This is a genomic window from Peribacillus sp. NPDC097225 (assembly GCF_044761955.1).
Classification (GTDB): Bacteria; Bacillota; Bacilli; order Bacillales; family DSM-1321; genus Peribacillus.
Map to the genome: position 1 here is coordinate 1,078,960 of NZ_JBIWDJ010000001.1, position 20,551 is coordinate 1,099,510.

At 40.2% G+C, this 20,551-nt stretch carries 20 protein-coding genes and 1 pseudogene; 5 read left to right on the plus strand and 16 right to left on the minus strand.

The window, feature by feature from the left end:
- Positions 1–406: 406 nt before the first annotated feature.
- The 4 genes and pseudogenes from ACIQXH_RS05405 to ACIQXH_RS05420 form a co-directional block, all read right to left on the minus strand.
- Entirely contained in the window at positions 407–844 is a 438-nt protein-coding gene (locus ACIQXH_RS05405; protein ID WP_402957538.1) for a GNAT family N-acetyltransferase, read from the minus strand.
- A gap of 51 nt (positions 845–895) precedes the next feature.
- Positions 896–1,144 (minus strand): annotated as a pseudogene (locus tag ACIQXH_RS05410) (IS1595 family transposase); the annotation flags it as partial.
- Positions 1,145–1,550: 406 nt separating this feature from the next.
- Positions 1,551–2,405: an alpha/beta fold hydrolase gene (locus ACIQXH_RS05415; protein WP_402957536.1), complete on the minus strand. Its 855-nt coding sequence runs from the start codon at positions 2,403–2,405 to the stop codon at positions 1,551–1,553.
- 407 nt (positions 2,406–2,812) lie between these two features.
- Positions 2,813–3,580, minus strand: coding sequence for an SDR family NAD(P)-dependent oxidoreductase (locus ACIQXH_RS05420; protein ID WP_402957533.1), 768 nt, complete (start codon positions 3,578–3,580; stop codon positions 2,813–2,815).
- 191 nt (positions 3,581–3,771) lie between these two features.
- Between ACIQXH_RS05420 and ACIQXH_RS05425 the strand changes: the two genes are divergently transcribed.
- Entirely contained in the window at positions 3,772–4,365 is a 594-nt protein-coding gene (locus ACIQXH_RS05425; RefSeq protein WP_402957531.1) for a TetR/AcrR family transcriptional regulator, read from the plus strand.
- 226 nt (positions 4,366–4,591) lie between these two features.
- Here ACIQXH_RS05425 and ACIQXH_RS05430 read toward each other — a convergent pair whose 3' ends face one another.
- The gene (locus tag ACIQXH_RS05430) at positions 4,592–4,981 is read right to left on the minus strand and encodes a YhfM domain-containing protein (protein ID WP_402957529.1); all 390 of its coding nucleotides are present in this window, start codon (positions 4,979–4,981) and stop codon (positions 4,592–4,594) included.
- A gap of 168 nt (positions 4,982–5,149) precedes the next feature.
- A complete protein-coding gene (locus ACIQXH_RS05435; RefSeq protein WP_402957527.1) occupies positions 5,150–5,362 on the minus strand; it encodes a hypothetical protein in 213 nt (70 codons plus the stop codon).
- Between the two features lie 516 nt (positions 5,363–5,878).
- Between ACIQXH_RS05435 and ACIQXH_RS05440 the strand changes: the two genes are divergently transcribed.
- Positions 5,879–6,889: an AraC family transcriptional regulator gene (locus ACIQXH_RS05440; RefSeq protein ID WP_402957525.1), complete on the plus strand. Its 1,011-nt coding sequence runs from the start codon at positions 5,879–5,881 to the stop codon at positions 6,887–6,889.
- A 51-nt stretch (positions 6,890–6,940) separates the two neighbouring features.
- A complete protein-coding gene (locus tag ACIQXH_RS05445; protein ID WP_402957523.1) occupies positions 6,941–7,735 on the plus strand; it encodes an SDR family NAD(P)-dependent oxidoreductase in 795 nt (264 codons plus the stop codon).
- A gap of 126 nt (positions 7,736–7,861) precedes the next feature.
- Here the strand turns inward: ACIQXH_RS05445 and ACIQXH_RS05450 are convergent, their stop codons facing one another.
- From ACIQXH_RS05450 to ACIQXH_RS05470, 5 genes are all read right to left on the minus strand, one after another.
- Entirely contained in the window at positions 7,862–8,353 is a 492-nt protein-coding gene (locus ACIQXH_RS05450; protein WP_402957521.1) for a DUF2975 domain-containing protein, read from the minus strand.
- A 188-nt stretch (positions 8,354–8,541) separates the two neighbouring features.
- The gene (locus ACIQXH_RS05455) at positions 8,542–9,000 is read right to left on the minus strand and encodes a GNAT family N-acetyltransferase (protein ID WP_403122475.1); all 459 of its coding nucleotides are present in this window, start codon (positions 8,998–9,000) and stop codon (positions 8,542–8,544) included.
- Between the two features lie 271 nt (positions 9,001–9,271).
- On the minus strand, positions 9,272–10,738 hold the full coding sequence (gucD, locus tag ACIQXH_RS05460; RefSeq protein ID WP_403122477.1) for an alpha-ketoglutaric semialdehyde dehydrogenase GucD: 1,467 nt from the start codon (positions 10,736–10,738) through the stop codon (positions 9,272–9,274).
- A 116-nt stretch (positions 10,739–10,854) separates the two neighbouring features.
- Complete coding sequence (locus tag ACIQXH_RS05465) at positions 10,855–11,748, minus strand: fumarylacetoacetate hydrolase family protein (RefSeq protein ID WP_403122479.1); 894 nt, start codon at positions 11,746–11,748, stop codon at positions 10,855–10,857.
- A gap of 72 nt (positions 11,749–11,820) precedes the next feature.
- A complete protein-coding gene (locus tag ACIQXH_RS05470; protein ID WP_403122482.1) occupies positions 11,821–12,588 on the minus strand; it encodes an IclR family transcriptional regulator in 768 nt (255 codons plus the stop codon).
- A 475-nt stretch (positions 12,589–13,063) separates the two neighbouring features.
- On the opposite strand from ACIQXH_RS05470, the gene ACIQXH_RS05475 reads away from it, so the two are divergent.
- Both ACIQXH_RS05475 and ACIQXH_RS05480 read left to right on the plus strand, forming a co-directional pair.
- Positions 13,064–15,052: a YjhG/YagF family D-xylonate dehydratase gene (locus ACIQXH_RS05475; protein WP_403122485.1), complete on the plus strand. Its 1,989-nt coding sequence runs from the start codon at positions 13,064–13,066 to the stop codon at positions 15,050–15,052.
- 188 nt (positions 15,053–15,240) lie between these two features.
- Complete coding sequence (locus ACIQXH_RS05480; RefSeq protein ID WP_402986987.1) at positions 15,241–16,683, plus strand: GntP family permease; 1,443 nt, start codon at positions 15,241–15,243, stop codon at positions 16,681–16,683.
- 95 nt (positions 16,684–16,778) lie between these two features.
- On the opposite strand, the gene ACIQXH_RS05485 is transcribed toward ACIQXH_RS05480, so the two are convergent.
- From ACIQXH_RS05485 to ACIQXH_RS05505, 5 genes are all read right to left on the minus strand, one after another.
- Positions 16,779–17,294: a cupin domain-containing protein gene (locus ACIQXH_RS05485; RefSeq protein WP_403122488.1), complete on the minus strand. Its 516-nt coding sequence runs from the start codon at positions 17,292–17,294 to the stop codon at positions 16,779–16,781.
- A gap of 87 nt (positions 17,295–17,381) precedes the next feature.
- Positions 17,382–18,239 carry a DUF6843 domain-containing protein gene (locus ACIQXH_RS05490; protein ID WP_403122491.1) on the minus strand — a complete coding sequence of 286 codons (858 nt, stop codon included), beginning with the start codon at positions 18,237–18,239 and terminating at the stop codon, positions 17,382–17,384.
- Between the two features lie 38 nt (positions 18,240–18,277).
- Positions 18,278–18,784: a hypothetical protein gene (locus ACIQXH_RS05495; RefSeq protein WP_403122494.1), complete on the minus strand. Its 507-nt coding sequence runs from the start codon at positions 18,782–18,784 to the stop codon at positions 18,278–18,280.
- A gap of 160 nt (positions 18,785–18,944) precedes the next feature.
- Complete coding sequence (locus ACIQXH_RS05500) at positions 18,945–19,712, minus strand: hypothetical protein (RefSeq protein ID WP_403122496.1); 768 nt, start codon at positions 19,710–19,712, stop codon at positions 18,945–18,947.
- Positions 19,702–20,550, minus strand: a complete 849-nt coding sequence (locus tag ACIQXH_RS05505; RefSeq protein WP_403122499.1) for a hypothetical protein — start codon at positions 20,548–20,550, stop codon at positions 19,702–19,704. The genes ACIQXH_RS05500 and ACIQXH_RS05505 overlap by 11 nt, the downstream gene beginning before the upstream one ends.
- Between the last annotated feature and the right edge of the window lies 1 nt (position 20,551).

A 20,551-nucleotide genomic window follows, 5' to 3' on the forward strand; every position in this document is an offset into this window, starting at 1 on the left:
ATTGAATAGAATATTTATTCCAAGGTATGATCCGAAGAAATGGACATCATATTATGTTGCCAACTCGTGACTGGAATGATTAACTCTGTCATACAAGGCTATTTAGCAGGAAAATATTCTCTTGATGAATATCAAATTCAGCAGACTCTTGAAGCTTGCTGGAAAGCAATTAAGATTTAGTGAAAGACAATTTAGGTAGTAATTCCAAAACAAGTGCCTAGAAAGTGATTCTCAAGATCTATTTCATAACAAGTGGTCCAGCGCCAGATTTTCCTGCTGAAAACCACAGAGGATGTTATTCCAAGGCCCTGTTAAATTTTAATGTTGATTTTTCAAAAATATGTAGGGAACAAGTTAGATTGGTTCCCTAATTTGTAATAAGTCAGTGTATTTGTAAACGGTTGTTTTAAATGGACATACTCATTGTAATGGTTCTATTTTTGAATCCCATATTTTCATATAATTTAATGGCTTGATTACCAGCATATACACTTAAACGAACCTCTGAATATCCATCCTGTTTAAGATGTTCCATACCTGATTCTATCAAACGTTTTGAAATTCCATTTCCTCTAAATTCTTCTAACACAAATAATTCATAAATAAAACCATATTTCTTTTCAGTAAATTGGTCTTTACTTGTTCCTAAAAGAATCCATCCCAGTAGATTATCGTCTTCAGAAGCTATTAAATAGTAGCTTCCTTTCTGCAATAGCGGTTCAATAAGTTGTTTGATTTTTTCACCCGATGGTTCTACCTCCCCTAATGTACCATCGAATAAGGCTTGTGGCGAAAGCGATAAAATCCTTTTATATTCTGAATCGTTTGGTTTTCTTATTTCCATAAATTGAGTTCTCCTCTCCCAATTTAAGTCGAATGCCCGTTAATGCCTGTTTTAAGCAATGAACTTAGATAAACGAAGACTACTATAAGTTTCTGTCATTTCAAATACAAATGATGTTAAAAGAACCTCTTTAATATGTTGCTTAGTGCTTTCGTTACTGCGACTATCAATAAACAAGAACCAAGCAAGGTAATTGGCAAGATATTTTGTAGCTATACCTTTAAAACGGTCAATCCATTTCTTTATCCGAGAATGAAAGCTTTTGACATTTTGAATGTGATATAAGCCCTTTATGACATAAAATTGGCAGTAAATCTATAAGGAGATGCAACCATTCCTGAATATGTGACTGATATTTATAGAATATTTAATCAAAATCAGATTTTAAAGATAAAGAAAATTTAATGCAAATAAACAACTAGTTAACATAAACCAACTTATCGGGATATCGAAGATTCATGAGGTCGTTAACAAAGACCACTTTTTGAACCTTTAAGATGTCTCCTTATAGAACTAAAGCACCTGTTAATTTAAGACATCACTTCACAAACTTAGTTGTTTTTTGATTGATTAGTCATCACAGGAATGCTGCCCCGTTTGTGGAATAACAGAAAAAGAGCTGATTTGAAGTACGGCTCTTGATATGGAAGTAAAGCACCCGTTAGTCATTAAGCAAAATAAATAATTTGGCTCCTAACTTAATTTGCTATAAATTTTTTAGGAATTGTTGAATTAGCTCACCGATCTCTTTAGTATGTGTTTCGAGAGCAAAATGCCCAGTATCAAGTAAATGGACTTCCGCAGATGGAATATCACGCTTATAAGCTTCAGCTCCAGCGGGGAGAAAAGCAGGATCATTTTTACCCCATACCGCTAACAGTTTAGGTTGATACTTTCGGAAATAAGCTTGAAAGTCAGGATAAAGATCCACATTTGTTCTATAATCAAGAATCAAGTCCAGTTGGATTTCTTCAGCTTCCGGGCGTGACATGTAAGCAATATCCAAGGAATAGCCGTCTGGTGATACAAGGCTAGCATCAGCTCCATGCAGATACTGAAAGTTACGAATGGTCTCAGGGCTCAAGGAAGCGCGGCATGCCTCGCGATTTTCAGGTGTTGGAGAGTGCCAATACGTCTCCCAAGGTCCCCATGCGTCACTAAAACCCTCACTATAAGCGTTACCATTCTGACTAATAATTGCTTGAACTCTTTGCGGGTGAGCCATAGCCAAACGATAACCAACAGGTGCACCGTAATCAAACACATAAAGAACATACTGATTTAGACCTAAAGCTTCAGTAAAACCTTCAATAACTTGATAAAGGCTGTGAAATGTATAGTTAAATTGACTGCGTGGAGGAGTGATTGTATGACCGAATCCAGCGAGATCAGGGGCAATAACACGGTAGTTTTCTGCCAATTTGGGAATCAGATCGCGAAACATATGACTTGAAGATGGAAAGCCGTGTAATAATAAAATCACTTGACCATCCATAGGGCCGGCTTCTCGATAAAAAACTTCAACATCTCCAACTTTTTGCTGATGATAACTAGTCTTCATTTTTTCATCTCCTTCTGTATCTATTGCTGGTATTGCGGTAATTGGTTTTGAACTAAGGTTATCGTATATATTAAAAATATATATTTGACTCGCGAATAAATTGAATATCTACTATTTCAAATTGAAATAAGGAAGGGTAGAAAGATGTTGATAGATTCTTTAGAAGGACGTTTTTTTAGGCGTTTATTGCCTTACATGAAGAAAAAAGGTTCAGTCGAGTAGCCGAACAGTATCCACTCATATCCAACAATTGGAGAAAATTTGCGGTCAAAAAACTGTTTCATCGATATCAGATATGCAGAAGGTAACCTTACATCGGGTTGTGTTCACAATATCAAGATTTATAAAAGCGGCTGAACAGGATAAATCTAAGTCAACCGATTTTTAATCCTTATCGACTTCCACCGTTATGCTCCATACCCACCATCGACATCGAAGACAGTACCGGTAACATAAGACGCCTCAGGGCTAGCTAAGAATTGGATGCCTGCTGCAACTTCTTCTGCATCTGCAAAACGTTTGATTGCTAAGGTTGAAATTATTGCAGGTTTGGCTTCGGCATATGGCGCTGCCATATCCGTTTCCATGCCGCCTGCCTGAATGACGTTTACGGTAATGTTTCGTGGCGCCAAATCCCTTGCAGCACCTTTGGAGTAGCCAACAACAGCAGCTTTGGTCGCTGCGTAGTCGGCCAGACCTGGATGACCTGTTCGAGAAGCAACACCAGAGCCGACGGTAATGATTCGGCCGCCGTCTTCCATGACTTTTACAGCTGCGCGAATGAGGGCGATAACCCCTGTAACATTGACCGCATATTGATGATCCAGAGCAGCAATATCAATATCCGGGCTATCAATTGGGATTCCTTGATAAGCAACTGCCGCGTTATTAACAAGAATATCTAAGCGTCCCATCGTTTCAACAATACGCTGAATCAATTCATCAGCTTTATGGGCATCAGCTTGGTTAGATTGAATGGCAAATGCTCGAACCCCTTTAGCTTCTGCTTCACGTACCACAGCATTCGCTTTATCATTCGAACTCGATGAGACATAAGTAATGACAACATTGGCTCCTTGCTCAGCCAGTGCCAGAGCAGTTACAGCGCCTAGACCACGCGAACCGCCTGTTACCAAGGCAACTTTTCCTGCAAGTTTATTTAATGTATTTTTCAATTTCATCTCTCCTCTCGGATTAAAATATTCACAATACCATTCGGTATAGTGAATTCCTATTCACCTTACTTCCAAAATGTGTAAAAGTCAAGCGTAAAACATCATGTATTGTTTAAGACGTTTATTTTATGAGTCAAATCATGTACACTAAACGTTATCTATAGTTAGTTTTAATGTGGGGAGATGTTTAAATGCCAAGGGGGAATTTTCGCGCATTCGATACAGATGCAGCTTTGGACCGAGCTTTGAAAGTGTTCTGGGAAAGAGGGTATGAAGGTTCTTCTCTCACAGTGTTGACTAAAGCTTTAGGCATCAGTCGGCCTAGTTTATATGCTGCCTACGGCAATAAAGAACAATTATTTCAAAAAGTATTAGATCGTTATGAAGTTGGGCCGATGATGTTTCGGACTTATGCCATGCAAGAGCCGAATGCCCGTGCAGTTGCCGAGCACCTGCTCTATGGAACGATTGAGAATATAACCAATGAGGACACACCTAGTGGTTGTCTTTTCGTGCAAGCTGCCCTATCTTGCGGAGAAGAATCCGAAGATATACGTCAGGAATTAAATATGCGCAGGGCCTCGACGGAACAAGCACTCAGCAGACGATTCGCACAAGCTGTTGACGACGGCGACTTGCCATCCCATACGGACCCAGATCGTCTAGCGAGATACGTAACGACTGTCCAGCATGGGCTTTGTGTGCAAGCCACCGGTGGAGCCACTCGCGAAGAACTGCTGGAAGTAGTCGATATGGCAATGATGGCTTGGCCAAAGAATTCTTAAATATGATGCACAAAACCTCCTTTTATTGGTTATTACCAACCAACCCCCAACAGAACCGGAATTCATCGGTTAAATTGGGGGTCTTGCTTTGTATGGCCTTTACCTTTTAAATAAATATATTCCACTTTTTATTATCCATTTCCTTCTTCTACTAATCTGCCCCGTTAACGGAATAACAAAAAAAAGAGCTGAGTAATTAGCTCTTGATATTGAAGTAAAGCCCCCGTTAGTTCAACAAGAGTTCTAATATTTTTTGCGTTTGTTTATCATTTATTTCGTAATAACCATTCTTATTACTACTTAGAAGAGTCTTGTTCTTACCAAATTCTTCGAAGACGTCAATAACCTCCGTAGATTTATCTTTGTAGGTTAGTTGAATCTTGTATCTTGGTTCAGTTGCAATTTTGTACTCAGCATTTAGGTGATTTGCTCTATTCAAGATACCTCTAATAGTAGCTATCTTTCCTTTATCAGTTGTAGTTTTTCCATCTTCAAATGCTTCATCATATTTTTGTATTGTCATACTTTCAATTTTCGAAAACCCATTATAAAACATATTAAATCCTATAACGAATATAAAAACTACCATTATCAATATCAATATCTTTTTTTTCATATTACTCCCCCCTCTTTAGAATTAACCTCAACGTTATATTCTATCGTCTTCTACAACTAACCTGCCCGATAGTTCCATAACAAAAAGCTACATTAAATATTGGTCCGATCTTCAGCTAACGCACCCGTCAGTTCAACAAGGATTAAAGTTTTTATGAAACCCTTCAATTTAGGTTAAAAACCCGTAAATATTAGCAAGAAAAGCTAATAATCCGGAAACAATAAATAAAGTTTTAACTAACCAATAATTAAAAATATGAGGTAAAGGGGTGATTGTTATCAAAAATTCTAGACCTTCATCTTGGTTTTGGTAATTTTTCTTTGTTAAATAAAATATCCCTGCCCATATTAACGTAATGCCAGTAACTAAAACTACTGTCATCCCAATAAATTTCCCCACCCTGCATATCCCATAAAGTAATTATATTTGAAAATAAACTAACTTATTTAACTAACTTATTTGGAGTAAAGCCCCCGTTAGTTGAATAAAGTTTATTAATTCACCGTAAACCTATCTTCGTTCATAATGATTTTTACAAGGTCCTCTAAATCAGCATCATTATATCAACTATCAACCTATCTGGAAATCATTCGAATGTATAAAATCAAGTAACATTTTACAAACGAAACCACCTCACGAAAAATAACCCTAGACGGTAACATAGCTTTTAAAAAGATAATTGTGATGTACTTCGCTTGAATAAACCTGTTTCGATAGTTGGCTTGCATGGAACCACGCATCGCCAATTGGCGCAATCGGCAAGTAACTTGTCTCCCTTTACTAGTTACAGAAAGACATGGGGCAGGTAATATATAACTGTCCCACCAATTAGATAGATTATAATCACAATCAAAACTAGTGAATGTTTACATAGATAAAAGAAAGAAGGCTCATGGTATGACATCTCATACTCGAATTAAAATCCCGGCAGGATTTTGGGAAGGATTACGCCAACTAGGAATAACCGCCAACGACGTAGTTCAACAAGCACAACTGCCCCTCACCATTCTTACTGCACCAGTTGTCCCCACCGCCCAATACTTAGCAATCTGGCAGGCTTATTCCGATATCATGGATGACACTGCCAAGGGGATCATCAAGCTTGCGACCGTCTTCGAACCTGCGCAATATCCGCCGTCCGTCTTAGCAACGTATCACGCTCGTGACTACCGCGACGCTCTCAAACGAATGGCTCGATACAAACAACTTTGCCCCCCCGAAATTTTGCGCATAAACGAGGAAGATGAACACTGCACAATTGAACTGGATTGGTTGAATACCGAGCAATCCGGCCCGCCCTTGCTAGTTGGGATTACGCTGGCATTTCTTCTGGAGCTAGGGCGTCGGGGAACAGGCCAACCCTTGATGGCAAGTTCTGTAGAATTCTCGCAGCCGATGGGCGATGTTCAGGCACTTGAAGCTTACTTCGGTTGCCCGATACAGATCGGTGCAAATGGTAATCGGCTGACGCTACATCGAAGAGACCTGGACCGTCCCTTTGTCTCGTACAACGCAGATTTGTTGGAAATCCTGACACCCGTTCTGGACCGATCGTTGGGTGAGCATCAACGTATCATCCCCATTACAGAGATAGTTAAGTGGATCATTAAGCGTAGTCTAACAGGAGGGCGCCCCGACATACAGACGATCGCGAGGGAGATGGGGATGAGCGATCGTACCTTACAGCGCCGGCTTACTGATGAGGGCAGGAGCTTCAAGCACCTCTTGGCAGAAGTCCGTCAAGAGCAGGCACGAGTGTATTTAACAGACATCTCGCTCGATATTAAAGAAGTCGCCTTCCTGATGGGATATGAAGACCAGAACTCGTTCTACCGCGCCTTCCGCCAATGGGAAGGTGTTACTCCCTCTCATTGGCGCGCTGAACATTTAGGTACACAGACTCGATAAATGGATGGGCCTTAATAGTGAGTTTTTTCATATAAAAAGGGGAAATGTATGATGGATATGGGATTAAACAACAAAACAGCTCTAGTTACTGGATCAACAAAGGGCATAGGTAAAGCAATTGCCATAGAACTGGCCAGAGAAGGCGTTAATGTACTAATCAACGGAAGAAATTTCGAAGATGTAGAACGTACTGTTAATGAAATCAAGTCGGATTTTCCAGATACCTTTCCTCGAAATGCTACAGCAGATATTGTGGATATTCAACAAAGAGAAGCTTTATTCAAGGAATATCCCACTATTGATATTTTGGTTAACAGTATGGGTATTTATGAAGTGATGGACTATGAGGACGTGGACGATGAAATATGGGAAAAATACTTCCGCACCAACGTTCTTGCTGCAAATGGGTTATCTAAATTCTATTTACCAAAAATGCTGAAAAATAACGATGGTCGCATTATCTTTATTGCGAGTGAAGAAGCCATTATGCCTTCTGGACAAATGCCACAGTATTGCATGACAAAATCAATGCTATTGTCCTTGTCAAAAAGCTTATCGAAATTAACAATTGAAACAGAAGTTACAGTAAATACAATTTTACCGGGGCCAACACTCTCTGAAAATGTGCAGCAAATCATTGACGGTATCTACCCTAATGAAGATATGACGTTTTCAGAAAAGGAGAAAGAATTCATGACTACAAACCTACCACAATCTGAAATACAGCGATTTATCAGGCCAAGTGAAATAGGCCGACTAACTGCATTTGTATGTAGTCCTTATGCATCCTCCTTTAAAGGTTCTCCAATCCGTATGGATGGGGGGATGGTACCGACTATTTTTTAACGCTTCCTTTCAATTTAGATTGGGGGATGCGGGGCAGAAGCATTCCAAAAGGTCTCCGGGCTGGCAGTCTCGACAGTTCTGTTACACCATTTTCCTTTTAGCCAGCATCACATCCTGCCACATCACTCACCTCAGTAAGTCGTTCTCTGATTTTATCCCGACGGCCTCTTGTAGAAGTCTTTGAAGAACAGCCGCAAACGCCGCAATCACCATCGGCGCAAAAATCATCACCATTCCAACTAGGATAAGACCCGGTGCATCATCATTCTCCGCTAAGATAAAGACAAATGGTAAGCCGATTACATAAAGACCACTGATTATGAGGGCACAGTTTTTGATTTTCGTTAGAGCTCTAACAGATAACTCCGAGAAAGCCTGGTTCTTGTCAATATAACGCAAAAGGGTAAACGATTGATAAAGAGCGAAGTAGAATGGAATGACTGACAGATACATCACTACTAGAATTCCATATACCACATAGGCCAAGCCCCATCCTCGATCTGCTGCTTCATTGGCTTCATTCGCAATCTGAGGCAACACAAATAGGCACAAAGCAAGAACTGGAGTGCCAATGAAAATCACAGCCACCTTCAAAAAGAGTGTCGAACTTCGTTTCATAGAAAAGCACCTCATTTGTTTTAATGTCCATTGAACCTAACACGATTTTTATCGTAAAACAAAGGCAGAAACGTTGATTCAACAACATTTCCGCCTCTTTATTTCTGCAAAATTCACTGGAATAAGGACTATTATACAGCCCCTCTATCCCTTTGATTACCTCTACTCTATTACCCTTAAAAAAATCGTTAAAGTTGTACAAGCATTTTAAAGTCTTTGTGTTTTCTTCCGCCCGCTTCATATTCTATTACTTCTTTTCTTTCAAAACCAAATTGTTCATATAATGCAATTGCAATTTGATTATCGACAGAAGCACTTGTATAAAGTGGTACATGACCATATTTATTAATAAAAAACTCTATAAACTTTTGTATGACCATTTTCCCTATTCCTTTGTTTTGATCGTTCACATCAATCATAAATCTGCTCATTGACCATCCGTTAAGTTCATAATCAAAATCATATAAAATAAAACCAACCATTTTATTATCACAATAAACCCCTAATGGGTATAGATCAGGTTCATATGCACTTTGTACTAAAGAAAAAATATTAGAGGCGACAAAGTTTTCCTGTTCTTTATGTAAGCGAAGTTTTATGCACTCGTTATAATTTGATTGATCAATTACCTTAAACTCAATATTCATTTGGACCTCCCAGAAATCTTTTATATTAATAAGTATTTTAAGTCATCTCTTGGTTGTTTTCTTAACTGATTATGTCTTTGACTAACCTGCTTGAGTTTAAGTGTAACATTTTACAAACAATACCACTTCATAAAAATTTAACCGTTACCTTTAACATAGACTAACGAAAAAAAAGGTAAGCCACAAAGTCTTTGTCTGACTTTTGGGGCTTACCCTTAAAGATCAATATGTCTTTGGGATCCATGTTCATTTAATCAGACCCTATTTTCATTCATGCCTTTACGAATACGGTCTTAATGGACGTGTAAAATTCTTTTGCCGCTTCCCCTTGCTCACGGGAATGGGAACTGGATTGTTTCATTCCCCCGAATGGGGCTTGTAGTTCAACTCCAGCCGATTCAGCGTTAATCCGTACGAGGCCAGCATCCATTTCATTAATGAAGGAAAGCATGTGACCGATATTTTTGGTGAAAATAGAAGCACTTAGCCCAAACTTCACGTCGTTTGCAATGTGGACGGCTTCTTCCAACGTCTCCACTTTGATCAGGGCAAGCACGGGTCCGAAGATTTCCTCTTGGGCGATCGTCATCTTGTTATTAACGTTTTCGAAGACAGCGGGTTCCATAAAGAATCCATCGGCTAATTCCCCATCCTCTATCCGTTTACCCCCATGAATCAACGTTGCGCCTTCTTCGATTCCTTTCTTGACATAGGATAGTGCTGTATTAAGCTGATTCTCACTTGCACATGGACCCATCCATACATCTTCATTCAGGCCATTGCCAATTTTTATTTCCTTTATCTTCTCGATCAGTTTATCTTTAAACTCCTCATACACTTCACTTTGAACGATTACCCGGCTTGTGGCCGTACATTTCTGACCTGTGGAACGGAGACCTCCGCTGATCGTTGCTTCTACGGCCTGTGTTAAATCGGCGTCATTGGCCACGATGACAGGGTTCTTCCCGCCCATTTCCAACTGATATTTAGCACCACGCTTGAAAGCCCCCAGTCCAATCGATTTACCGACCGAATCAGACCCCGTGAATGTAACCGCATGGATATCCGGGTGATCGGTAATCGCCTGACCAATGACAGACCCCGGTCCTGTTACCATATTAATCGTCCCCACCGGAAGCCCCGCCTCATCAAAACATTCTATTACCTTGGCGGCGGTTACTGCCGCTTCTTGAGCCGGTTTCAGAATAACGGCATTTCCATAGATGAGTGCCGGCGCCATTTTCCAGATAGGGATGGCTACTGGGAAATTCCAAGGTGTGATTACACCTACAACTCCTAGGGGAACACGAGTCGTGAACATCAGGGCTTCGGAATCCGATGGAGGAATCACATCACCTATCTTCCTCATTCCCTCTCCTGCATAATAACGTAGAATGGCGACACCCCTAGCTGTTTCCCCTTTTGCTTCGGGGAACGTTTTTCCCATTTCACGCGTCATTGTTTCCGCAATTTCATCGATCCGTCGCTCGATTGCATTCGCGGCCTTATACAAAAACTCCCCACGGGCAGCACCGGATAGTTTCCTCCAATACACTTGGGCTTTTTTCGCAGCAAGCACCGCATGATCCAAGTCTTCTTTCCCAGACTGTTGTACATACCCGACGACTTCATGACGATTGGCTGGATTGATACTCGTATCGACCTTTTGAATAGAAGCCGATACCCATTTACCATTGATATAGTTTAAATACGTTTTTTCATCCGTTTTTACGTTCATCATATATACCCCCATATTCCTTGTAATGGTTTAATCGTGAAATAAATTAAGTGAATAGTTAGATTATTGTTATTGCACAAGTGTTTTCTACAAAATCAGTACACCATCTGCTTTACTCAAACTAAAATGTTCTTCGGCAGCTTTACATTATTTTTCAAGACACCGATTCCAGAGACTTCAATTTCAATCCGGTCTCCATCCAATAAGGTAAAGTCATTTTCCGGAATGATGCACGTTCCCGTCAACAATACAGTGCCGTCAAAAATTTGATTGTCGCGAACGAGGAACGAGACTAGTTCATGGTATTTTCTTTTTAACTGGCTGGTATTCGCTTGCCCCTCTACTTTAAGCTCGTCATTCCGGTAGATTCTACAGGTGATGTCGAAATCATAAGGATCTTTCACGGACTCGGCAAGGAGGATGGCTGGCCCGATGGAACAGGAGTTTTTCCACATTTTCGCTTGTGGGAGATAAAGAGGGTTCTCTCCTTCAATGTCACGACAGCTCATGTCATTCCCAATCGTATATCCAAGAATGCCACCTTCCCGGTCGATGACAAGGCCCAATTCTGGCTCGGGGATCTGCCAATTGGAGTCACTGCGTAAATATACGTCCTTCCCTGGGCCGACTGTACGCGCGGCCGTGGACTTAAAGAAAATTTCCGGACGTTCCGCCTCATAGATCTTGTCATAGAAAGTAGTGGCATCAAGCCTTCCATCTGTCGCTTCATAGTTACGGGCATCGCGGCTACGCTCATATGTAACGCCAGACGCCCATACTTCTTCCGCTACAATGGGAACGAGTAATGATAAATCTTCTAATGGTTGTTGAATAGGCATTGATGTAGAAAGGAAATTTTCTATGAAAGAGAGTGGGGATACTTGTTGTTCGTTTGCCTGTTGGATGAGTTCAATCAAGCCATCTTGAGGAAGGGGGTATACTTCTCCCCCATTGGTTACAGCTGCTAGCGTTGCATTTGAGTGCTCATTGATATATCGGATAATCCGCATGAAATAGCCTCCTTTTGTTTTATAATATAAAACACGGTTTTTATATATAGACAAAAGAGAAGGGAACCACTTCTATGAAATTGGTATCCCATTCCCCATTTGCTCGGATAATGCTAAAGTCGCCTGTTTCAGTTGTTCGATGAAAACGTCTAACTGAGAATCATTTATGCGACCTACGAGTGTAGAAAGGCTAATCGCTGCAATAACCTTATTCTCATGATTTCGAATAGGCGCTGCAATACAGCGAACGCCAGGCTCGTTTTCCTGGTTATCGATGGCGTACCCTTGAGATCGAACTTGTTGAAGTTCACCCATGAATGTAGATTCATCCGTAATGGTACGCTCCGTTTGTTTTAAATAGTCATATTCGTGTAGAATTTTTTTAATTTCTTCCGGATCCTTAAAGGCGATTAACGCTTTACCAACAGCGGAGCAGTGAAGTGGAATTCGTTTTCCTATTTTTGAATAAAGAATAACAGCCATCGGGCCTTCCACTTTATCAATATATACCCCTTCTTTTCCGTCCAATATAACCAAGTGGGTTGTCTGTCCGGTTTTTGCCGATAAATCCATTAAGTATTTTTTTGATAAATCTCTAATGTCCAAAGACTGAATGACATAGTTCCCTCTCTCAAACAGCTTCATTCCCAATCCATACTTCCCATTCTCAGGATTCTGGCTGATATAGCCATGATTTAAAAGCGTTTTCAATAATGAATGGATCGTACTCTTGTGAAGTCCCATTTGATTGCTGATATCTGTTATCTTCAATTCTGTTGTATGTTCATCAAACAAATCGAGAATGCGAAGAGCACGATCTACTGATTGAATAACAGGCATGATTGTCACCTACTTGTTTTAAATTATGAAACTCGGTTTTATAATGACAAAATTTTCTCATAATTCAATATAATACTAGATTTTTTGAAAAGTCAAGAAGCAATATGGCATACAGGGAATTTTTTTTGACCACAGAATAATAGGAGAAGAAACAGCCAGGTAGAGATTTTAGAGCATTCCCCTGTCCACCTCCCTCTAAGAAAACCCAATTGATATCCGAGTAAAATTTCTTATGAACAACTGGATATTTCCTAGGATAATTGCCCCAAAAAAATTGATTGACTTTCATGGAAATATATGTTTATTTTAAGTTACAACTTACGTTCTTCATAGAAAAACATTGTTTTATAATATAAAACAAAAGGAGGTTTTTCAAAAACTCCAAAGATAAATATAGGTCGTAGGCTTTTAGATGACTGAATATTTTATTTTTTTATATGCGGTAAAATAAAAATCTTATGACGGAGGTAGATATATGTCATTTCAATCAATATTTGGCGAAGAGGATCTCTCTCTTTACAAAATTCAAACGCATGCAAAAGGGGCAGATGGCTCCCTCCCGCTCACTTCGGAAATGCTGTTAGAATCACCAAGTGGTGATCTTTTCGGATTATCCCAAAATGTTGGAATGGGATGGTCCGCTTCAAACCTCCTTGGAAAACAAGTCCTCATCCTCGGTACTCAAGGGGGAATTAGGGATCATGATGGTACGCCTATTGCATTAGGCTATCATACCGGCCATTGGGAAATAGGTCTATTAATGAAGGCGGCAGCCGAAGAGATCAGTAAACAAGGCGGCGTTCCCTTTGCAGGATTCGTAAGTGACCCATGTGATGGCCGTACTCAAGGAACGACCGGGATGTTTGATTCCCTTCCGTATCGAAATGATGCCGCCATCGTCTATCGAAGATTAATCCGATCATTGCCTACGGGTCGGGCAGTTATTGGAGTGGCAACATGTGATAAAGGTCTTCCAGCCATGATGGTCGCTTTAGCATCCATGCACGACTTGCCAACTGTCATCGTCCCTGGAGGTGTGACGCTTCCACCTACCAATGGAGAAGATGCAGGAAAGATCCAAACCATCGGGGCGCGATACGCAAACAACGAAATTACGTTGCAAGAAGCTGCCGACCTCGGTTGCCGTGCGTGTGCAACACCAGGCGGTGGCTGTCAATTCCTTGGTACGGCTGGCACATCCCAAGTCGTGGCAGAGGCTCTTGGAATGGCACTACCTCACTCGGCACTAGCCCCTTCAGGCCAACCAGTATGGGTGGAGATGGCAAAGCAATCAGCACGTGCAGCTTTAGTAATGGAGAAGAAAAAGATATCCACCAAGGATATTATTACGGATAAAGCAATCGAAAATGCGATGGTGATTCACGCAGCTTTCGGAGGTTCCACAAACTTATTACTTCATATTCCAGCCATTGCCCATGCAGCTAAATGCAAGTTACCAACTGTTGAAGATTGGACTCGAATCAATAAGAAAGTCCCCCGCTTAGTCGATGTGCTACCAAATGGTCCGACTGGCCATACAACCGTCAAGGTATTCCTGGCAGGTGGAGTTCCGGAAGTTATGCTTCATTTAAGAAAATTAGGTGTCTTGCATGAAGATGTACTAACCGTTACCGGAGAAACCCTTGGTGCAAACCTCGATTGGTGGGAACAATCAGAACGACGGGCCATGATGAAGAAACAACTGTTAGAAAATGATGGGATCAATCCTGATGACGTGATCATGGACCCAGCCATAGCAAAAGAAAAAGGGCTAACGTCTACCGTAACATTCCCGAAAGGAAATATTGCTCCTGAAGGATCAGTCATTAAATCCACTTCCATTGATCCATCCGTAGTAGGAGAAGATGGAGTATATCGCCACACAGGAAAAGCCAAAGTGTTTACTTCAGAAAAGTCCGCTATAAAAGCGATTAAAACAGGAGGCATACAAGCAGGAGATATCATGGTTGTTATGGGCGGCGGTCCTTCAGGAACGGGGATGGAGGAAACCTATCAACTAACATCGGCCTTAAAACATCTGTCTTACGGAAAACATGTCTCCTTGATTACGGATGCGCGTTTTTCTGGTGTCTCTACTGGCGCATGTATTGGACACATTGGACCCGAGGCCTTGTCTGGCGGAGCAATCGGAAAATTACGTGATGGAGATATCATTGAAATCATCGTCGATCGCAATCAATTAGCGGGTTCGGTCAATTTCGTCGGAACGGAGAATGATAGACTTTCTTTAGAAGAGGCCACTACAGTCTTGGAAGGACGTGACCTTCATCCGGACCTTAGACCGGATCCCAAACTTCCAGATGATACTCGTTTATGGGCTGCACTTCAATCAGTGAGTGGAGGAACTTGGCGTGGAAATATCTATGATACAGATCGAATCATCGAAGTTCTAAAAGCCGGAGTAAAAGCATTGGGTGAAGAAAAAACGCTCGTTCAGAATTAATGAATGAAAGTGGGTAGAATATGGCGACCACTTTCAGAATGAAAATGAAAGCGTTTTCTATATAATTTTAAAACTACCCCCTTTTTATAACTAGTAAACAAAATAGCATAAGCCATCCTAGAGTTACGAACGATTGTAGTAAGTTTGAGCAAACCGAAATATTTTCATTATTTTATGGGAGGTTTATTATGCCATTACTTATAGTAGCGTTTGGGATTATCCTGTTGCTCATTTTGATTACTGGATTCAAGTTAAATACATTCGTTTCATTGATTGTTGTATCTTTTGTCGTCTCTTTAGCGCTAGGGACGCCTTTAAAGGATATTGTTACAACCATTGAAGGTGGATTAGGCGGTACACTTGGTCATATCGCTTTAATATTTGGGCTTGGTGCCATGCTTGGTCGATTAATTGCCGATGCAGGGGGAGCCCAGCGTATTGCCATGACCTTAATTAACAAATTTGGCGAGGATAAAATTCAATGGGCTGTCGTCGTTGCCTCTTTTATTGTCGGGATCGCCCTATTCTTCGAAGTCGGCTTAGTATTATTGATTCCGATTGTATTCACCATGGCCAAAGAACTGAAAGTTTCGATTCTGCACCTAGGTATCCCCATGGCTGCAGCCTTATTGGCCACACATAGTTTCCTACCCCCACATCCAGGCCCAACCGTCATAGCTGGTGAATATGGTGCAGATATTGGATTGGTTTTACTTTATGGGATCATCGTCGCCATACCAACCGTCATCCTTGCAGGTCCCCTCTATACGAAGTTTGCTAAAAAAATTGTTCCAGATGCATTCAAGAAAACGGGTAATATCGCTTCTTTAGGCGAACAAAAAACATTCAAGCTGGAAGAAACGCCCGGTTTCGGAATAAGTGTATTGACTGCCATGTTCCCTGTTTTATTAATGGCCATAGCTACCATCCTTGATATGGTTCAAAAATCAGTAGGATTTGAGGATAATACATTAATAGAAATCGTTCGTCTGGTAGGAAACGCTTCGACTGCCATGTTGTTATCCTTATTCCTTGCCTTCTATACGATGGGAATCGCAAGAAAGACTCCAATCAGGGATGTGATGGCTTCCTGTACCTCATCCATTGCCGCAATCGGGATGATGCTCTTGATCATTGGAGGCGGCGGTGCCTTCAAGCAAGTACTCATCACAGGCGGTGTAGGAGATTACGTAGCCGAATTATTCACAGGCAGTGCCATGTCACCGATCATCCTTGCCTGGCTAGTCGCTGCCATCTTACGGGTTTCCTTAGGATCAGCCACAGTTGCCGCCATTTCCACTGCAGGATTAGTCATCCCGATCCTGGCTCAATACGATGTGAATCTAGCCTTGGTAACGCTCGCAACGGGAGCAGGCAGTTCCATTTGCTCGCATGTGAATGACGCGGGATTCTGGATGATTAAAGAATACTTTGGACTAAGCATGAAAGAAACATTCTCAACATGGACCGTACTATCCACTATCACTTCTTTATCAGGATTAGGATTCATTTTATTATTAAACTCATCCCTGATTATCGCAGGAATCATCATCGTTCTCATTATCATCGGGGCCGTGTATTTCAGTATGACGGACCGGCCTAAAGACAAACGGAACACGGTCGGAGTATAAAGACGTAAAGAGTCTATATAGTGAAAAAGAGAAGTGGCTCTCCTACTAGTTGTAGAGGATCCACTTCTTTTTTTATCGTGTGTAAGACCGCTCAATCATTTAGGGATCTCTTCATAAGCCAGCTTCATGATGACATCTCTATGTTGAGGATATTTTGACAATAGCTCTTCTTGAGTGAACAGCTCAAAGTCCTGAAAATCAAAACCGGGCGAGACCATGCACCCAACTAATGAGAACGTATCTTCATCTCTGACGGAAGACCCGAAGATGGAATTTTTCGGGACCAACACTTGTGGGATTTCGCCTTCGTCCAGGTTAATCCCCAGCTTACGTTCTTTGTAATCTCCCTTTTCATCAATCACATGAATCGTTAAAGGGCTTCCCGCATGGTAATACCATAACTCATCGGATTTCAAACGATGTAGATGGGAAATGTCATTCGAGCCCAATAGAAAGAAGATGCTTGTATATAGCTTTCTCTTTCCTTCAAACTCTACTGATAACTCCTGGTCTGAAGTCCGCTCCTCGGATTCAAATGTCCGTTTATAAAACCCACCCTCTGGATGTGGTTCCATCCCGAGCTTGGTCACATAATAGTTCGCATCGTTCATAGTAAATACCTCCAAGGCAAAAAGTCCGCTCAATAGTAAGGACAGCGCGTGATTCGATCATATACCAAACGGTTCCTACATTTCAATCTAGTACGTAGGCTTATCCAAGCCTTCTTCCAGGATAATTTGCTCTAACGGCATTCCGCGGGGCATATCAGGTGGGACCCCATTTCCCCTAAACGTTTCACCACAATGAGTATTTGTGACAAAGAAATAGGAGCTGGTGTACTCGTAGTCATCTTTCTCTATGCCTTCCGTACCTCCAGTATTGATGCAGCTATCATCAATCTTCTCTTTATTTCCTTCTGCATCCACATAATAATATTGATCGTTGATTATGCCTTCGCTTTCAGGTAACGGGCTGAGTATGTAGCCTTCCTCATTGATTCGGTACACATCAAAGTCTTCACTTTTTTCAGGCGTTGGCGCACCCTTGACATTGTACACCACCCTCACTTCCCCCTCATACCCTTTTGGAATAAGATACGACTGATTGGTATACTCTTCAAACATTGAATCCGGAAGTGCCATTAACCCGAATAAAGCTAAAGAGAAGAAGAGAACAGTGGATAGCGCGTTCATGAAGATCATCTTGTTCGCAGGCTTTTGCCCCCTACCGTTTTCTCTCGCTCTCTGCCATTCCTCTGAAAGGAAGAAGAGCAAAGAACAGACAACGGCAAAGACTCCTAGATCTCGTAAAACGATGAAGGATAAAAACCCAAACACCGAATAGATCAAAGATGCCAAAACAAAACGATATCTTCCAGACTTTCTCGTGACAAAATCCGATAAAAACGAAACCGGTAGCCCGTACACGGCACATCCGATGAATGCATAAATCAATACGGGTATAACCATCCAAGGTTCCAATAGAAGAAAGAACCCACCGAGGATAACACTGACAACTATGACAGATTTAATTTTTCTACTGATGATGTGCTGCATGGTAATTCTCCTTTGGATGTAATCCTGTTTCCATATATCTAATTGCCCTTAATCCACGAGGCGAAAAAATTCCAATCACGAATCGTTCCATCATTATGTAAGATTTCTAGATATACCCCATCGCCTTTTCCAACCTGCCAAATGGCTTGTGCTGAATTAGGCTTATCCGTTATCCCCATGATTTTCATATAATGAAAGAATTGATCTTTACCTATGCAGTTATTTTCCGTAACATAAGCAACTAAGTACATATCAATACAATTTGCCCCGAAATATGTAGGTTCCCCATTTAAAATATGATCTCTTAACAGTTTGATTCGTTCATCACCTTCTACCGATAGTAACTCGGTCTTAATGCCTTCAAGCTGATACGCCTTAAAACACCTTTTCTCCCACTGTTTTAATTTGGATACATCTCCATTCACTTCTGTTAGTTTAGTAAGCATATTTTTCAAATTACAAACCGTCGGAATCACTTTTGAATGCAAACTTCTTCCCCTTAATATACTTGGCAAATGAATTGTTTCTAATCGATTAGTTATCATTCTAAATTCCTCTTTTCTATACATCGAGTAATTTTTATACTTAACTTACTTTTACTGTAAGTATAACGATAGTTCCATATTTATTCGATAAAATTACCCATAAAAAAATCCACTTTACAGATAGTAAAATGGATTGGCATCTTATTAAAGCAATCTAATATCAAACTTCAACGGTTTCTTCTAATGAAGAAATATCATAGTAGGAGCTTAAATTTTCAAGAAAGAGCTCTTTTAAATCATCCTTTTCAATCATAGGAGACATAATGACTGGATAACTTTTATTGAATTCGAAAATGACACGTCGTCCTACTCGCTCATCTTTTCCTAGATCATCTCGCCCGATAATTTTCGACTTCATTATTTTTGAGACTTGCAATTCATCAATGATGTCTAAAATATTTAATAAGAACCGGTCATTACGGAAAATTTCATATTTGATAATATAATTGTACATATCTAAGTTATCAATTAACAATTCATAATAACGTTGGCGTCCTGCTTCATCAGACACAGCATCGTTAATATATTGCACACCGAGAACACATTTATAAATATAACTTTCCCAGTTAAAATCCTTTAAAACGATGTTATTAAAATGATTGATGCCTTCTGAAATTTGTGGATATTGTCTTAGCAGATAATCCCGTTTCTTTACGGTGAGTAAAGAATGCCAAAATACTTCGTCAAAATGGAGATCACGATCGGTATTCAAATAGGAATGTGACAGGACTTCAAATGCTTCTAGAAACAATTCTTTTCGATCATTTTCGTTACGATGTGCCAAGTAAATCGGAAAATCTGGAGCTTCATCTATATAGACAACATCCTCCGAGAAATACTCATCTTTATATTTAACTTGATCGTCTAAAAAATCCTTATAAAACTGTTCGTTGTTTTTATAGCCTTTTTTGAGCAGTCTAATTTCCATTTGAACTTAGCCCCTTTACTGCTGCTGTGAATTTCTCTAAGATTTTTTCCGAAATGACATAGATGACTTCATCAATCGTATCGATACTTATTTCACGAATCATTTTTTTCTTCATTAAATTATATAGTTTTAAGTCTAATTGATCGTCTGGAAGTTCAATTTCTTCTAAATCTACTTGCTCGTCATCGCCATTATTAACGATAAAACGTTGTAGAGCTTTTTGAAGCCCCATATAAATATATGGATTATTTAATGAATTGCTCATTGGCAAATTATTAAACTGTAATTCTTCGCTTTTATAATGAATAATAATCGTTTCGTAGCCAAGTTCAATTTTGATATCACTCAATAAAGTTGGGTCCAATTTCTTCTGAAATAAATCTAATGGTTTATTACTACGGCTATCGAATATGACAACATTTGAGAATCCTAATGTTGAATGTTTCCTTACCATGATGACATCTCTATATTGCTGATAAATTCCGCTTAAATCGTTGTTATCATTAAAGTGAATGTTTTCTTTCGCTTGAAGATGTAGCTGTATCGATGTTCGTTTACTAACAGAAATACGTGACTTAGATATTTCAACGTACGTGTCACTCGGTCTTAGTTTATAGAATTTATTATCCTTGGATTGGATGACTAAAATGAGCTGAGCCTGTTCTTTTTCTAATAAGCGGTTCATAAAGTCCGAATCAATATTGTATGTGATGTTAAATCGATAAGTACTTGCATTCTCCTGTAAATCAACATCCAAAATAAATTGACTGCTTTCATAACTTGTTGATGTATTTGTTAATAATGGGTATGGGAAGTTTGCATCCTTTTTATAAATCATG

What these genes read in the sequence shown, in the direction of transcription:
- ACIQXH_RS05455 (WP_403122475.1), bottom strand. Translation starts at nt 9,000, where the DNA reads ATGAATATTGAGTTTAAGGTAATTGATCAATCAAATTATAACGAGTGC.
- ACIQXH_RS05440 (WP_402957525.1), top strand. Translation starts at nt 5,879, where the DNA reads ATGACATCTCATACTCGAATTAAAATCCCGGCAGGATTTTGGGAAGGA.
- ACIQXH_RS05435 (WP_402957527.1), bottom strand. Translation starts at nt 5,362, where the DNA reads ATGACAGTAGTTTTAGTTACTGGCATTACGTTAATATGGGCAGGGATA.
- ACIQXH_RS05490 (WP_403122491.1), bottom strand. Translation starts at nt 18,239, where the DNA reads ATGCAGCACATCATCAGTAGAAAAATTAAATCTGTCATAGTTGTCAGT.
- ACIQXH_RS05475 (WP_403122485.1), top strand. Translation starts at nt 13,064, where the DNA reads ATGTCATTTCAATCAATATTTGGCGAAGAGGATCTCTCTCTTTACAAA.
- ACIQXH_RS05465 (WP_403122479.1), bottom strand. Translation starts at nt 11,748, where the DNA reads ATGCGGATTATCCGATATATCAATGAGCACTCAAATGCAACGCTAGCA.
- ACIQXH_RS05405 (WP_402957538.1), bottom strand. Translation starts at nt 844, where the DNA reads ATGGAAATAAGAAAACCAAACGATTCAGAATATAAAAGGATTTTATCG.
- ACIQXH_RS05500 (WP_403122496.1), bottom strand. Translation starts at nt 19,712, where the DNA reads ATGGAAATTAGACTGCTCAAAAAAGGCTATAAAAACAACGAACAGTTT.
- ACIQXH_RS05425 (WP_402957531.1), top strand. Translation starts at nt 3,772, where the DNA reads ATGCCAAGGGGGAATTTTCGCGCATTCGATACAGATGCAGCTTTGGAC.
- ACIQXH_RS05480 (WP_402986987.1), top strand. Translation starts at nt 15,241, where the DNA reads ATGCCATTACTTATAGTAGCGTTTGGGATTATCCTGTTGCTCATTTTG.
- ACIQXH_RS05470 (WP_403122482.1), bottom strand. Translation starts at nt 12,588, where the DNA reads ATGCCTGTTATTCAATCAGTAGATCGTGCTCTTCGCATTCTCGATTTG.
- ACIQXH_RS05450 (WP_402957521.1), bottom strand. Translation starts at nt 8,353, where the DNA reads ATGAAACGAAGTTCGACACTCTTTTTGAAGGTGGCTGTGATTTTCATT.
- ACIQXH_RS05445 (WP_402957523.1), top strand. Translation starts at nt 6,941, where the DNA reads ATGGATATGGGATTAAACAACAAAACAGCTCTAGTTACTGGATCAACA.
- ACIQXH_RS05485 (WP_403122488.1), bottom strand. Translation starts at nt 17,294, where the DNA reads ATGAACGATGCGAACTATTATGTGACCAAGCTCGGGATGGAACCACAT.
- gucD (WP_403122477.1), bottom strand. Translation starts at nt 10,738, where the DNA reads ATGAACGTAAAAACGGATGAAAAAACGTATTTAAACTATATCAATGGT.
- ACIQXH_RS05430 (WP_402957529.1), bottom strand. Translation starts at nt 4,981, where the DNA reads ATGAAAAAAAAGATATTGATATTGATAATGGTAGTTTTTATATTCGTT.
- ACIQXH_RS05415 (WP_402957536.1), bottom strand. Translation starts at nt 2,405, where the DNA reads ATGAAGACTAGTTATCATCAGCAAAAAGTTGGAGATGTTGAAGTTTTT.
- ACIQXH_RS05495 (WP_403122494.1), bottom strand. Translation starts at nt 18,784, where the DNA reads ATGATAACTAATCGATTAGAAACAATTCATTTGCCAAGTATATTAAGG.
- ACIQXH_RS05505 (WP_403122499.1), bottom strand. Translation starts at nt 20,550, where the DNA reads ATGATTTATAAAAAGGATGCAAACTTCCCATACCCATTATTAACAAAT.